This window comes from Burkholderia metallica (assembly GCF_902832845.1).
Classification (GTDB): Bacteria; Pseudomonadota; Gammaproteobacteria; order Burkholderiales; family Burkholderiaceae; genus Burkholderia; species Burkholderia metallica.
Genome location: NZ_CADFDB010000008.1, coordinates 340,623 through 352,853 on the forward strand (window position 1 = coordinate 340,623; position 12,231 = coordinate 352,853).

The 12,231-nt window shown below is 67.6% G+C and carries 10 protein-coding genes; 8 read left to right on the forward strand and 2 right to left on the reverse strand.

The genetic code is table 11. The annotated features are described in order from the left end of the window. Nucleotides 1–215 precede the first annotated feature (215 nt). From HWX08_RS23180 to HWX08_RS23190, 3 genes are read left to right on the forward strand one after another with little or no spacing between them, the layout of a single operon-like run. On the forward strand, nt 216–905 hold the full coding sequence (locus HWX08_RS23180) for an ABC transporter permease (protein WP_069259328.1): 690 nt from the start codon (nt 216–218) through the stop codon (nt 903–905). Next, entirely contained in the window at nt 902–1,615 is a 714-nt protein-coding gene (locus tag HWX08_RS23185; protein WP_174921264.1) for an ABC transporter permease, read from the forward strand. Before HWX08_RS23180 ends, HWX08_RS23185 begins: the two co-directional genes overlap by 4 nt. 33 nt (nt 1,616–1,648) lie before the next feature. Continuing rightward, nucleotides 1,649–2,416, forward strand: a complete 768-nt coding sequence (locus tag HWX08_RS23190; RefSeq protein ID WP_069259330.1) for an ABC transporter ATP-binding protein — start codon at nt 1,649–1,651, stop codon at nt 2,414–2,416. A gap of 72 nt (nt 2,417–2,488) precedes the next feature. Here HWX08_RS23190 and HWX08_RS23195 read toward each other — a convergent pair whose 3' ends face one another. Together HWX08_RS23195 and HWX08_RS23200 are read right to left on the reverse strand one after the other, a co-directional pair. Next, entirely contained in the window at nt 2,489–4,810 is a 2,322-nt protein-coding gene (locus tag HWX08_RS23195; RefSeq protein WP_174921263.1) for a PA14 domain-containing protein, read from the reverse strand. Nucleotides 4,811–5,167: 357 nt separating this feature from the next. Then, the gene (locus tag HWX08_RS23200; RefSeq protein ID WP_174921262.1) at nt 5,168–6,208 is read right to left on the reverse strand and encodes a LacI family DNA-binding transcriptional regulator; all 1,041 of its coding nucleotides are present in this window, start codon (nt 6,206–6,208) and stop codon (nt 5,168–5,170) included. A 301-nt stretch (nt 6,209–6,509) separates the two neighbouring features. On the opposite strand from HWX08_RS23200, the gene HWX08_RS23205 reads away from it, so the two are divergent. From HWX08_RS23205 to HWX08_RS23225, 5 genes are all read left to right on the forward strand, one after another. After that, nucleotides 6,510–7,439 carry an aldose 1-epimerase gene (locus HWX08_RS23205; protein ID WP_174921261.1) on the forward strand — a complete coding sequence of 310 codons (930 nt, stop codon included), beginning with the start codon at nt 6,510–6,512 and terminating at the stop codon, nt 7,437–7,439. A 127-nt stretch (nt 7,440–7,566) separates the two neighbouring features. Then, on the forward strand, nt 7,567–8,595 hold the full coding sequence (locus HWX08_RS23210) for an ABC transporter substrate-binding protein (RefSeq protein ID WP_084636148.1): 1,029 nt from the start codon (nt 7,567–7,569) through the stop codon (nt 8,593–8,595). A 58-nt stretch (nt 8,596–8,653) separates the two neighbouring features. Next, entirely contained in the window at nt 8,654–10,210 is a 1,557-nt protein-coding gene (locus tag HWX08_RS23215) for a sugar ABC transporter ATP-binding protein (RefSeq protein WP_174921260.1), read from the forward strand. Nucleotides 10,211–10,242: 32 nt separating this feature from the next. Next, a complete protein-coding gene (locus tag HWX08_RS23220) occupies nt 10,243–11,220 on the forward strand; it encodes an ABC transporter permease (protein WP_174921259.1) in 978 nt (325 codons plus the stop codon). A gap of 1 nt (nt 11,221) precedes the next feature. Then, nucleotides 11,222–12,217 (forward strand): ABC transporter permease, encoded by a 996-nt coding sequence (locus tag HWX08_RS23225; protein WP_174921258.1) that lies wholly within the window; start codon nt 11,222–11,224, stop codon nt 12,215–12,217. Nucleotides 12,218–12,231: the final 14 nt, after the last annotated feature.

A 12,231-nucleotide genomic window follows, 5' to 3' on the forward strand; every position in this document is an offset into this window, starting at 1 on the left:
GGGCGATGTCCGGGTTGGAAGGGTTCGCGGCGGGGTGTCGTACAGCGGCGCCGGCGCGCGCCGGCCGCGTGCGTGCCGCGCTGTCGTCGGGCGCCGCGCACGGTGCGCGATGCGTGCGGCTTGATGAGCAGGCTGCATCACGTCGTGCGTAAGTATCGTTTGATGCGCAGTTAATGGCTATTGACAATCCAGCCACTTCGATCTGGGTCCCTCATATGATCTTCCAAGGATTTGGCCCGCTGCTGTGGGCCGGCACGGTGGAAACCGTGAAGCTCGCGGTGCTGTCGCTCGCCGCGTCGCTCGTGCTCGGCCTCGTCGGCGCGAGCGCGAAACTGTCGACGAATCGCATGCTCAGGTCGGTCGGCACCTTCTACACGACGCTGATCCGCGCGGTGCCCGACCTCGTGCTGATGCTGCTGCTGTTCTACGGAATCCAGATCCTGCTGAACAACGTGACCGACATGCTCGGCTGGGACCAGATCGACATCGATCCGTTCGTCGCGGGCGTCATCACGCTCGGCTTCATCTACGGCGCGTACTTCACCGAGACCTTCCGCGGCGCGTTCCTCGCCGTGCCGCGCGGCCAGCTCGAAGCGGGCTTCGCGTACGGAATGAGCGGCTGGCGCGTGTTCCGCCGCATCCTGTTCCCGCAGATGATGCGCTTCGCACTGCCGGGCATCGGCAACAACTGGCAGGTGCTGGTCAAAGCCACCGCGCTCGTGTCGATCATCGGCCTCGCGGACGTGGTGAAAGCGTCGCAGGACGCGGGCAAGAGCACGCTCGATTTCTTCTTCTTCACGCTGGCGGCAGGCGCGATCTACCTCGCGATCACGACGGTGTCGAACGTCGTGCTGCATCACCTCGAGAAGCGTTATTCCGTCGGTGTCCGGAGGCTCGCACTGTGATCGAACTCGTCAGCCAGTACTGGCAAAGCTATCTCTATACCGACGGCTACCGCTTCAGCGGCCTCGCGATCACGCTGTGGCTGCTGGTCGTGTCGATCGCGCTGGGCTTCGCGCTCGCCGTGCCGCTGGCAATCGCGCGCGCGTCGTCGAACCGCTGGATCTCGGGCCCCGTGTGGCTCTATACGTACGTGTTCCGCGGCACGCCGCTCTACGTGCAACTGCTGATGTGCTACACGGGCATCTACAGCCTGCAGGTCGTGCATAACCACGTGCTGCTCGACACGTTCTTCCGCAACGCGATGAACTGCACGCTGCTCGCGTTCGTGCTGAACGAATGCGCGTATGCGACCGAGATCTTCGCGGGCGCGATCAAGGCGACGTCGGCCGGCGAGATCGAAGCCGGGATGGCCTACGGGATGTCGCGCTTCAAGCTCTATACGCGGATCATCCTGCCTTCCGCGCTGCGCCGCTCGCTGCCGAGCTACAGCAACGAGGTGATCCTGATGCTGCACGCGACCACGCTCGCGTTCACCGCGACCGTGCCCGACATCCTGAAGGTCACGCGCGACGTCAATTCGGCGACGTACATGTCGTTCCAGGCCTACGGCATCGCGGCCGTGCTGTACGCCGCCGTCGTGTTCACGCTCATCTGGGCGTTCCGCAAGCTCGAGACGCGCTGGCTCGCGTACCTCGCGCCGCGCGGCCACTAACGCTTTCGCAAGATTCGCAAGGAAGGATTCAGCATGTACAAGCTCACCGTCGACAACCTGCACAAGAAGTTCGGCGACAACGAGGTGTTGAAGGGCGTGTCGATGAAGGCAAAGGCCGGCGACGTGATCAGCATCATCGGCTCGAGCGGCTCCGGCAAGAGCACGTTCCTGCGCTGCATCAACTTCCTCGAGCAGCCGTGCTCGGGGCAGATCACGATCGGCAGCGAGCCGATCGGGACCACGCGCGACCGCAACGGCTCGCTGCGTGTCGCCGACCCGAAGCAACTTCAGCGGATGCGCACGAAGCTGTCGATGGTGTTCCAGCACTTCAACCTGTGGGCGCACATGACGGTGCTCGAGAACATCATCGAAGCGCCGATGGCGGTGCTCGGCGTCGGCAAGGACGAAGCGATCGCGCGGGCGCGCAAGTATCTGGAGAAGGTCGGCCTCGCGCCGCGCGTCGAGGGCATGTATCCGTCGCACCTGTCGGGCGGCCAGCAGCAGCGCGTGGCCATTGCGCGTGCGCTCGCGATGGAGCCGGAAGTGATGCTGTTCGACGAGCCGACGTCGGCGCTCGATCCGGAACTGGTGGGCGAAGTGCTGAAGGTGATGCAGAAGCTCGCCGAGGAAGGCCGCACGATGGTCGTCGTCACGCACGAGATGGGCTTCGCGCGCAACGTGTCGAATCACGTGATCTTCCTGCATCAGGGGAAGATCGAGGAGGAAGGGAACCCGCAGGAGATTCTCGTGAATCCGAAGAGCGAACGGCTCGGGCAGTTCCTGTCGGGGCGGTTGAAGTAAACCGGTCGTTGCGCGGCGCGATGCGTTGCCCGTGACGCCGCACCGGCGCCACGGGCGTCGCCGTGAAAACGCCTACTGTTGCGCGAGCGCGTCCGTCAGCGGCCGCTGCGCGACACGCACCAGATTGTCGCGGCTCGCACCGGGGCTCGACCATTGCAGATGCATGCTGGCCGGCCCGCTCGCATGCACGTACTCGATGCGGATCGGCACGTTGCGCTTCTGCGTCAGGTGAATGCGGCCCTTCGCGGTCGCGAGCCCCGGCTGTTCCTTGTCGATCACCTTGCGGCCGTCGATCCACACGCGCGCGACGTTGTCGCTCGTCACGCTGAACGTGTAGTTGTCGGCCTTCGGAATGTCGAGCGCGCCGGTCCAGCGGATCGCATAGTTCGTCGCATTCATCCCCTTCGACGCGTCCGGCGAATCGGTGCCGCGCTCGGTGTTCAGGTCGAAATCGACGAGCGGCGTGATCGACGAGAACACCGGCGTCGTGAACGTCGTGTCGTTGTAGTACGTCGCATTGAGCACGCGCAGCCGCGAGCTGAACGCGCTCGCGAGCGCCTGCACCTCGGCCGTGCTCCACGGGTGGCCGTCGGGGTAGAGCGTGCCCTGGAACGGCGTGCCCGGTTCGACGGTCGCCGGGGCGGACGCCGTCTGTCCCCAGTGGAAGCGCGTATTCGTGCGGCCGATCATCAGCTCCCACACGAGGAAGCCCGTCGTGCCGCCGTAGGTGGATGCGATGCCGGCCATCGTCTGGCCGGCCTGGCCGCCCGGCCAGCCGCGCTGCAGCGTTTCCGAATTCAGGCTGTCGAGCAGGCTCGGCGGCAGCGAGTAGTCGGGCGTCGTCGCGTTCTTCGCGTACGGGTGGAACGCGTGGAAATCGGAGAAGTAGTCGCCTTCCGGCTCCTGCACGTTCGGCGAATTGATCGGCTGCGTCGCGCCCGCGTTCAGGATCGCGATGCGGGCGTCGTTCATCATCAGCGCACGCGTGGGCTGCAGCGCGCCGTTGCCGCTGCAGCCGGGCTCGTTCATCGGTTCCCAGTACAGGATGCGCGGGTCGTTGCGGTGCGCGGACACGAAATCGGCGATGTAGTGCTGCAGGTCCTGCTTGTACGTGGTCGACGCGCCCGCCGCGACCGGCTGCAGGTACTGCTGCTCGACCGACTGCCCGGGCGACTGCACCCAGCGGCTGTTGTGCACGCCGAAGATCGGCGCAGGCTGCGGGCCGTAGGCGGGATCGACGTGCCAGCAATCGTCGTAGAAGATCGGCGCGACCTTCAGCCCGTGGCGCGCGGCGATACCGAGCAGGCTGTCGAACTTCGCGAGGAACGCGTCGCGGTCGTTGACCCAGTTCAGGTAGTGCAGGTACACGGTGATCGTGTTCATGCCGTACGTCTGCGCGTAGTCGAGCTCGCGGTCGACGGTCGCCGGATCGTAGTTCTCCCAGAAGTCGATCGCGTTGACCGCATTCCACGGGTTGTACACGGCGCCGACCACGCGCGAGAAGTCGTAGGTTTTCGGTGCGACGTCCGGATAGCGGCTGACCGTCACGTTGCTGAACGCGACGCTCGCGCCGAAGCGGCGCAGCCCGAACGCGCCCGCGCGCAGCGCGGTCGTCAGGCCGCTCGTCGCGTCGTTGATGCTGATCGTCTGCGTGCCGTCGACGTACACGTCGATCGCGTTGTTGCGCGTGACGACCTTCAGGTGGTGCGTGCTGCCCGGCACGATCGCCGGCGCCGGGTAGTCGATGAAGTCGGTCCAGTCGTTCCGTTCGCGGCCGACCTGCACCACGTGCCGCACCGCGTCGAGCCCGATGTAGTAGCCCGTCAGCGCGTCGGTGCCGACCGTCGGGTTCGTCACGTGCACGATGAAGCCCGCGTTCGCGGTGTTCGCGCCCGGCGCCGGTGCGCCGATCGTGACGTCCGCTTCGTACGACGCGTGGCCGTACGCCGGATGCTGCGCGTTCGTGACGAGCTTTGCGCCGTCCGTGTTCGTGCCGTCGATCCGGATCGTATTGCCGCCGCCGCTCGTCCACGCCGGGCCGTACGTATCGAAGTCGGCGAGCGTCAGCGTCTGCGTGTCGGTCGCGACGGGCGGCGCCGGCGGTGCATAGGGCAGCACGCCGTGCGGCGACACGCGCAGCGCGGGCGTCGGCCCCGGCAGGCCGAGCGTGACGAGCTGATTCGGGAAGTGCGACGGGCCGCCGTAGCCCGTGTTCATGAAATCGCCGGACGCCGTTGCGTTCGCGGCTGCGGCGCTGTCGGTCGATGCGGCATCGACGGACGCACGCGCGGCGAGCGCGGACGCCGACGGCGCGGACGAATCGTCGCCGCCGCACGATGCGAGCACGATGACGACCGCCAGTGCGGCGGGCTTGAGACGAGACGTGATAGTCATTCTGGACTCCGTATGAATGAGGAGAAGCGGACGACTGGTGACTCGATGCGGATGAAGCGGTGCCCGGACAGGAAGCGTCCGGAGCGGTACGCGTGTGATGTGCGGACGGGCGGAGCGGGCAGCGCGGCGGGGTTCGCGCGCATTCGCTTCCGGTCACCGTCTCGTCGTGTTGCCGTGTCGTGGCGCGGGGTTTTGTCCGATGCCGACGCAAGTATAGAAATGCTTTGAAATTATTACTAATAATTTAGCGATGGTGTTTACCCTGAAGTGTTCGACGGCAAGGACAAGCAGGCCGGGCGGCGAAGCCGCCGCACCGCGTAGTTGTGTTGGGGGAATGAAAATAAGGCGGGTGCTCGCCTACGCGCTGGCCGATTGCGCGGCCGTCTCGACGGCGCGCACCGACCCGCGCTCAACCAGCGGCCCGTCGAGCTTGATCGCGCGACGGCGCACGGGCATTCCGACCGCGCGGTTCTGCTCTTCCTGCAGCAGAATCTCGACCGCCCAGCGGCCGAGCTCGTAGTTCGGCAGCACGATCGTCGACAGCGGCGGGTGCGTGTGCCGCGCGATTTCCTGGTCGTCGTAGCCGAGCACCGAGATGTCGTCGGGCACGCGCATGCCCAGATGCTTGACGGCCTCGATCGCGCCGAGCGCCATCAGGTCGTTCGCGCAGAAGATCGCAGTAGGCGGATGCGGCTCGCGCAGCAGCGACAGCGCCTGCTCGAAGCCGGTGTCCGAACCCCAGTCGCCGTCGCGCACGAGTTCCGGCGCGAACGGGATGTCGGCCGTCGCGAGCGCGGTGCGATAGCCCTTCAGGCGGTCCTTCGCGGCGTCCTGCCACGGTTCGCCGTTGATGTAGCCGATGCGCCGGTGGCCCGCGCGCAGCAGGTATTCAGTGGCCGCAAGCCCGCCGGCGACTTCGGCCGGCACGATCGACGACAGCCCGCCTTCCGTCGTATAGCAGTTGAGCAGCACGGCCGGCACGCGCAGCAGTTCGGACGGCGGCGTAACCTTGCGCGTATAGACGGTCGCATAGACGACGCCGAGCAGGTTCGGCATCGCGAGCACGGATTCGAGCACCTGGCGCTCGATGTCGACGTTGCCGTGCGTCGAGTACACGGCGAGGAGCTTGCCGTTCGCGTAGGCCGCGTCGCGCGCGCCGTCGACGTTGACGACCGGGTGCGGGCTCGTCGAGATTTCGTCGGCGAGATAGACGATCAGGTCGCGCTCGCCGTCGTGCGTCATCGTCACTTCACGCGGCAGGAAGCGGTAGCCGAGCTCGTGCGCGATCTTCACGACCTTGTCGCGGGTGGCGTCCGAGAATTTCGTGCCCGCCGCGTTGTTCAGCACGAGAGAGACGGTGGATTGCGACACGCCGGCCAGCTTGGCGATGTCGGTCATCGTGGGGCGACGTTGAGTAGAGCGTTTCACGGTAGGAGCGCGGTCCGGCCTCGGCAGGGTGGGCAAATAAAATCGGTAATGAACAGCGGGTCGGATCAACCTGACCCGACGGTAACATCGGCCATTCGGGCCGGCAATCAAGCTTTACGCGGGCTGCGCCGGATTCGTCGACATTCGGATAATAATATCAACAAATATTATTGACCACGCGGGCCGCGCCATGCCATTCTTTGCCGCACATGCCCGCGGCCGGATGCTGCACGCCGGCCGCGGGGTCGCCAGCTTCATCCCGGGATGAACGATGCCGATGGGAACGCCCCGCAATGCCGGCCTGATCGAACTCGCCAGCGGTACGGCCCGCGTGCGCGTCGCGCCGCAGGCCGGCGGCGCGATCGCCGCGTACTACGAACACGGGCCCGACGGCCCGCAGCACTGGTTCCGGCCGACCACCGACGCGGCGCTCGCGAGCGGCGATCCGCTGCGTTTCGCGAGCTTCCCGCTGTTTCCGTATTGCAACCGCATCCGCGACGCGAAGTTCGAATTCGACGGCCGCACGATCGATCTGTCCGGCCCGGACGATGCATATCGCCATGCGCTGCACGGCCACGGCTGGCGTCGCCCGTGGGAAGTCGAGCGGTGCGAGGCGGCGCGGGCCGACCTGCGTTTCGAGCATCGTCCGTCGCCCGGCCGCCCGGGCGACTGGCCGTTCCATTACGAGGCGCGCCAGTCGATCCGGCTCGACGGCGCCGTGCTGTCGATCACGCTGTCCGCGCGCAACCTCGGCGCGTCGCCGATGCCGTTCGGCATGGGCCATCACCCGTATTACCCGCGCACGCCGGATACCGTCGTGAAGGCGCACGTCGATGCGATGTGGCACGCCGATGCGGACGTGCTGCCCGTTCGCGTCGGCGCTCATCCGGCTGTCGACGCGCTCCGAAACGGGATGCCGGTCGATGCGTTCGATCTCGACAACAATTTCGTCGGCTGGTCGCGCGAAGCCGCGGTGATCTGGCCGGCGCGCGGCCGGCAGGTCGTGATGCACGCCGAGCGGCCGTTCGACCAGCTCGTCGTGTACGCGCCGGCCGGCGCCGACGCGCTGTGCGTCGAGCCCGTCACGAACACGACGGACAGTTTCAATGCGAAGGAATCCGTATCGCTCGTCGGAGGCTGCGTGCTGGCGCCGGGCGAGTCGCTGCAGGCGATGCTGCGGTGGACGCCGGGCCCTGCCTGACGGGTTCGGCGGTACGGGATTATCCCGAGTCGGGCAGGCGATAATATCGAGTAATAATATTAGTTCGTGACGTCGAAGCCGGCCGTATGTGCGACGGCGCGCGGGCCGATCACAACACTTGGAGACGATGATGCCGAGCCGTGCAAAGCTGCAACGTATCGTGGTGACATTGGGGGTGACGCTCGGGTGCGTCGCGATCGCGCACGCGCAGGACAATGCGCAGAAGGTCGGGACGAGCTCCGCGCAGACCTGCACGAATCCGAAGCCGGGCAGCGTGAAGCTGACCGATCTCGTGGTCGGCTTCTCGCAGTCGGAGAACGAGCAGAACCCGTTCCGCGCGACCGAAACCGCGTCGGTGCGTGCCGCGGCGAAGGCGGCCGGCGTCAAGCGGCTGCTGTACACGAATGCGAACGCGAACCAGGCGAAGCAGGTCGCCGATATCGAAAGCATGATCAACCAGGGCGCGCAGGCGCTGATCGTTGCACCGAACGATTCGACCGGCCTGCAGCCCGCGCTTGCGCAGGCGCGCGCGAAGGGCATCCCGGTCGTGACGATCGACCGGCAGACGGCCGGCACGCCGTGCCAGGATTTCATCACGTTCCTCGGCTCCGACTTCTTCCGGCAAGGGCAGCGCGCCGCGCAGGCGCTCGCCGATGCGACGGGCGGTAAAGCCACGATCGCCGAGATCCAGGGCGGCTACGGCAATACCGTCGAGAGCCAGCGCACCGACGGTTTCGCCGACGGCCTGAAGAAATTCCCGAACATGAAGATCGTCGCGTCGCAGACGGCGAACTGGTCGGCCACCGAAGCGCAGAAGGTGATGGAGCAGGTGCTGCTCGCGCATCCGGACGTGAACGCCGTCTACGCGCAGGCCGACACGATGGCGCTCGGCGCGATGACCGCGCTGCGGCAGGCCGGCAAGCAGCGCGGCGTGACGGTCGTGTCGATCGACGGCACGAAGGATTTCGTCACCGCGATCGCGAACGGCTCGGCCGCGGCGAGCGTCGAGACGAACCCGCGCTTCGGCCCGCTCGCATTCAAGTCGCTCGAAGCGTGGTTCGCCGGCAAGCCGGTCGCGCAGAAGCAGATCATGGAAGACGCGCTGTACGACAAGGCGAACGCGAAGCATTCGCTCGAAGCGAATCTCGTGTACTGATCCGGCAACCGGCAGGTAACCGGTCGGCAACCGCTCACACGCGAACACGAGGCGCACGATGGACGCAACGCTACCCGCCGGACCCGGCGCCGACGATGGCGCCGGCGGCAAACCCGTCGTGCTCGAGACGCGCGGCATCGGCAAGACGTTCGGCGTCGTGCGCGCGCTGGCCGGCGTGTCGCTGTCGCTGCGCGCGGGCGAAGTGCACGGGCTGATGGGCGAGAACGGCGCCGGCAAGTCGACGCTGATCAAGATCCTCACCGGCTTTCACCAGCCCGACGCGGGCGAGATCCGCGTCGACGGTGCACCCGTGTCGTTCGACAGCCCGCGGGCCGCGCAGCGCGCGGGCATCTGCGCGGTCTACCAGGAAATCAACCTGATTCCCGAGCGCAGCGTGGCCGAGAACATCTTCCTCGGCCACGAGCCGCGCCGCTTCGGCCCGTGGATCGATCGGCGCGCGATGCGCGCGCGCACGCGCGAGATCGTCGAGCGCTACGGGCTCTCGGTCGATCCGGCCGACAAGGTCGGTTCCCTCGGGCTCGGCCAGCAGCAGATGGTGTCGATCGCGCGCGGCGTGTCGCTCGGCGCGCGCGTGCTGATTCTCGACGAGCCGACGTCGGCGTTGAGCGGGGCGGAAGTGGAAGTGCTGTTCGGCGTCGTCGATCAGTTGCGCGCGACGGGCATCGCGATCGTGCTCGTGAGCCACCGGTTGTCCGAGTGCTACCGGATGTGCGACCGGCTCACCGTGCTGCGCGACGGCGCGGTGGTGCGCAGCGACACGCCCGACCGGCTGCCGCGCATGGCGCTGATTGCGGCGATGCTCGGCCGCGAAGTCGGCGCGCACGGGCCGCGCGAACAGGCGCAAGCCGCCGCGGCCGATCACGCGCAGGCGCCGGCGCTCGCCGTCGACGGGTTGCGCTGGGGTACGCGTTTGCGCGACGTGTCGTTCCGCGTCGCGCCGAAGGAAATCGTCGGGCTCGCGGGATTGCTCGGCGCCGGCCGCACCGAAACGTTCAAGGCCGTGTTCGGCGCGCAGCAGCCGGACGGCGGCGCGGTGCGCATCGGCGGCCGTGCGCTCGACGGCGCGGACCCGGCGCGTGCGATTCGCGCGGGGCTCGCGTTCCTGTCCGAAGATCGCCGTTCGGAAGGCATTTTCTCGAAGCTGTCGGTGCGCGAGAACATCGTCGTGTGCGTGCTGCCGCGCATCGCGCGCTTCGGCTTCATTTCCGTGCGCAAGCAGGACGCGCTCGTCGAGCGCTACATCCGCGAGCTGGGCATCAAGACGTCGCACGCGAGCGCGCCGATCTCGACGCTGTCCGGCGGCAACCAGCAGAAGGCGCTGATCGCGCGCTGCCTGTCGACCGAGCCGACGGTGCTGCTGCTCGACGATCCGACGCGCGGCATCGACGTGGGCGCGAAGGCGGAAGTGCATGACCTCGTCAAACGGCTCGCCGACGACGGGCTGGCAGTCGTCGCGACGTCGTCGGAGATGGACGAGCTGCTCGAGCTGGCCGACCGGCTCGTGATCCTGCATGAAGGGGCGACGAGCGGCGAGCTGTCGACGCGCGGCGCGAGCCCCGACGACGTGACCGCGCTGCTCGCGAATCAGGCTTGAGCACCGCACATCGACCAGAGAATGAGGGAAGCGTGAATCTAGCCAACCTGACGAGCGAGCGGGACGACGCACGCCGCACGTCGCGCCGCGCGTTGTTCGCCCAGGCGCGCGACCGCAGCGTGTATCTCGCGTTCGTCGCGCTCGCGGTCTTCAACCTGATCGTCACGCCCGGGTTCTCGAATCCGCTCGCCGCGCGCAGCCTGCTGTTCCAGGCCGCGCCGATCGTGCTGATCGCGCTCGGGCAGAACCTCGCGATCGCGACGCGCGGCATCGACCTGTCGGTCGGGTCGGTGATGGCGCTGTCGAGCGCGGTCATCGCCGTGTGTCTGCCGTACGGAACGGGCGCCGCATGCGCGGCGGCGATCGCGATCGGGCTCGCGGTCGGCCTCTTCAACGGCGGTCTCGTCGCGCGGCTCGGCATCGATCCGCTGATTTCCGGGCTGGCGCTGCTCGTTGCCGCGCGCGGGCTGGCGCAGGCGTTGCTCGGCGGGTCGCGCGTGAGCCTGCCGCCTTCCGATGCATTCGATTTCATCGGCATCGGTACGTTCCTCGGGCTGCCGGTCGTGATGCTGATCGCGCTGGCGTGCGCGGCGATCGTGTTCTTCGTCGTGCGCAATACCACCTTCGGGCGCTACACGATCCTCGTCGGTGCGAGTCGCGAGGCCGCACATCTCGCCGGCGTGCCGGTGCGGCGCACGCTGCTCGCGGTGTACGCGGCAAGCGGTGCGCTCGCGGGCCTTGCCGGCCTGTTCGCCACCGCACGGCTCGGCGCCGGCGATCCGAACTATGTCGGGGTGAACTTCGAACTCGATGCGATCGCCGCGTCGGTGATCGGCGGCACGCCGCTCTCCGGCGGGCGCGTGTCGATCGTCGGCACCGTGTTCGGCGTGCTGCTGCTGCAACTGCTCGACGCCAGCTTCATCATGAACAACATCAGCTACACGTATGCGCAGATCCTGAAGGCCGCGTTCATCCTCGGCGCGCTGTACCTGCAGCGCTCGGGAGCCTGACATGTCGACCGCGCCGATTCCCACGCACACCGCGCAGGACGCGAGCCGCGCGCGCCGCGCGCAGTTCGTCCGGCTCGTGAAGTCGCGCGGTGCGATCGCGATCCTCGTGCTCGTGTGCCTGATCGCCGGCCGCGTGTTTCCGCATTTCCTCAGCGCGCCGAACCTGCTCGACATCGTCGCGGCCGCCGCCTTCGTCGCGCTGATCACGATCGGGCAGAGCTTCGTGATCATCCTTGGCGGGTTCGACCTGTCGGTCGGCTCGCTCGTCGGGCTCGGCACCGTGATTGCCGCGTATGCGGCGCCGTATGGCTGGGGCGCCGCGCTCGCCGCGCCCGTTTGCGCCGGGCTGATCGTCGGGCTCGTGAACGGCTGGCTGATCGCGCGCGCGCGGATGGCGCCGTTCATCGTCACGCTCGCCGCGCTGCTCGGATTGAAAGGGCTGTCGCTCGTGCTCGCGAGCCAGGACATGCTGATCGCGAATCCGGGGTTCTTCGCGACGATCGCGAACGGCGCGCTGTTCGGCGTCGGCAATCTCGTGTGGATCGTGTTGATCGCGTATCTCGTTGCCGCGTTCGTGCTGAATCACACGCGCTACGGTGCGGGCGTGTTCGCGATCGGCGGCAACGAGGAGGCGGCGCGTATGCTCGGCGTGAACGTCGAAGGGCTCAAGATCGTCACGTACGGGCTGAGCGGCGCGCTCGCCGGGCTGGCCGGCGCGCTGCTCGCGTCGCGGCTCGATTCGGGGTTGCCGGGTGCAGGCAACAGCTACGAGCTGCAGTCGATCGCCGCGGCGGTGATCGGCGGCGTGCTGCTGACGGGCGGCGTCGGCACGCTGTTCGGCCCGCTCGCCGGCGTGCTGCTGCTCGGCGTGATCGAGAACGTGATCAACCAGGTCGGCACGCTGAGCCCGTACTACCAGAACCTCGCGAGCGGCGCGTTCCTGCTGCTCGCGGTGATCGCGCAGACGCTGCTGACCGGCAAGCGGCGCAAGCGGTAACGACCCGGCGCGGT

Coding starts and splice junctions, on each gene's coding strand:
- HWX08_RS23200 (WP_174921262.1), bottom strand. CDS start 6,208: ATGACCGACATCGCCAAGCTGGCCGGCGTGTCGCAATCCACCGTCTCT.
- HWX08_RS23225 (WP_174921258.1), top strand. CDS start 11,222: ATGTCGACCGCGCCGATTCCCACGCACACCGCGCAGGACGCGAGCCGC.
- HWX08_RS23195 (WP_174921263.1), bottom strand. CDS start 4,810: ATGACTATCACGTCTCGTCTCAAGCCCGCCGCACTGGCGGTCGTCATC.
- HWX08_RS23180 (WP_069259328.1), top strand. CDS start 216: ATGATCTTCCAAGGATTTGGCCCGCTGCTGTGGGCCGGCACGGTGGAA.
- HWX08_RS23190 (WP_069259330.1), top strand. CDS start 1,649: ATGTACAAGCTCACCGTCGACAACCTGCACAAGAAGTTCGGCGACAAC.
- HWX08_RS23215 (WP_174921260.1), top strand. CDS start 8,654: ATGGACGCAACGCTACCCGCCGGACCCGGCGCCGACGATGGCGCCGGC.
- HWX08_RS23210 (WP_084636148.1), top strand. CDS start 7,567: ATGATGCCGAGCCGTGCAAAGCTGCAACGTATCGTGGTGACATTGGGG.
- HWX08_RS23205 (WP_174921261.1), top strand. CDS start 6,510: ATGCCGATGGGAACGCCCCGCAATGCCGGCCTGATCGAACTCGCCAGC.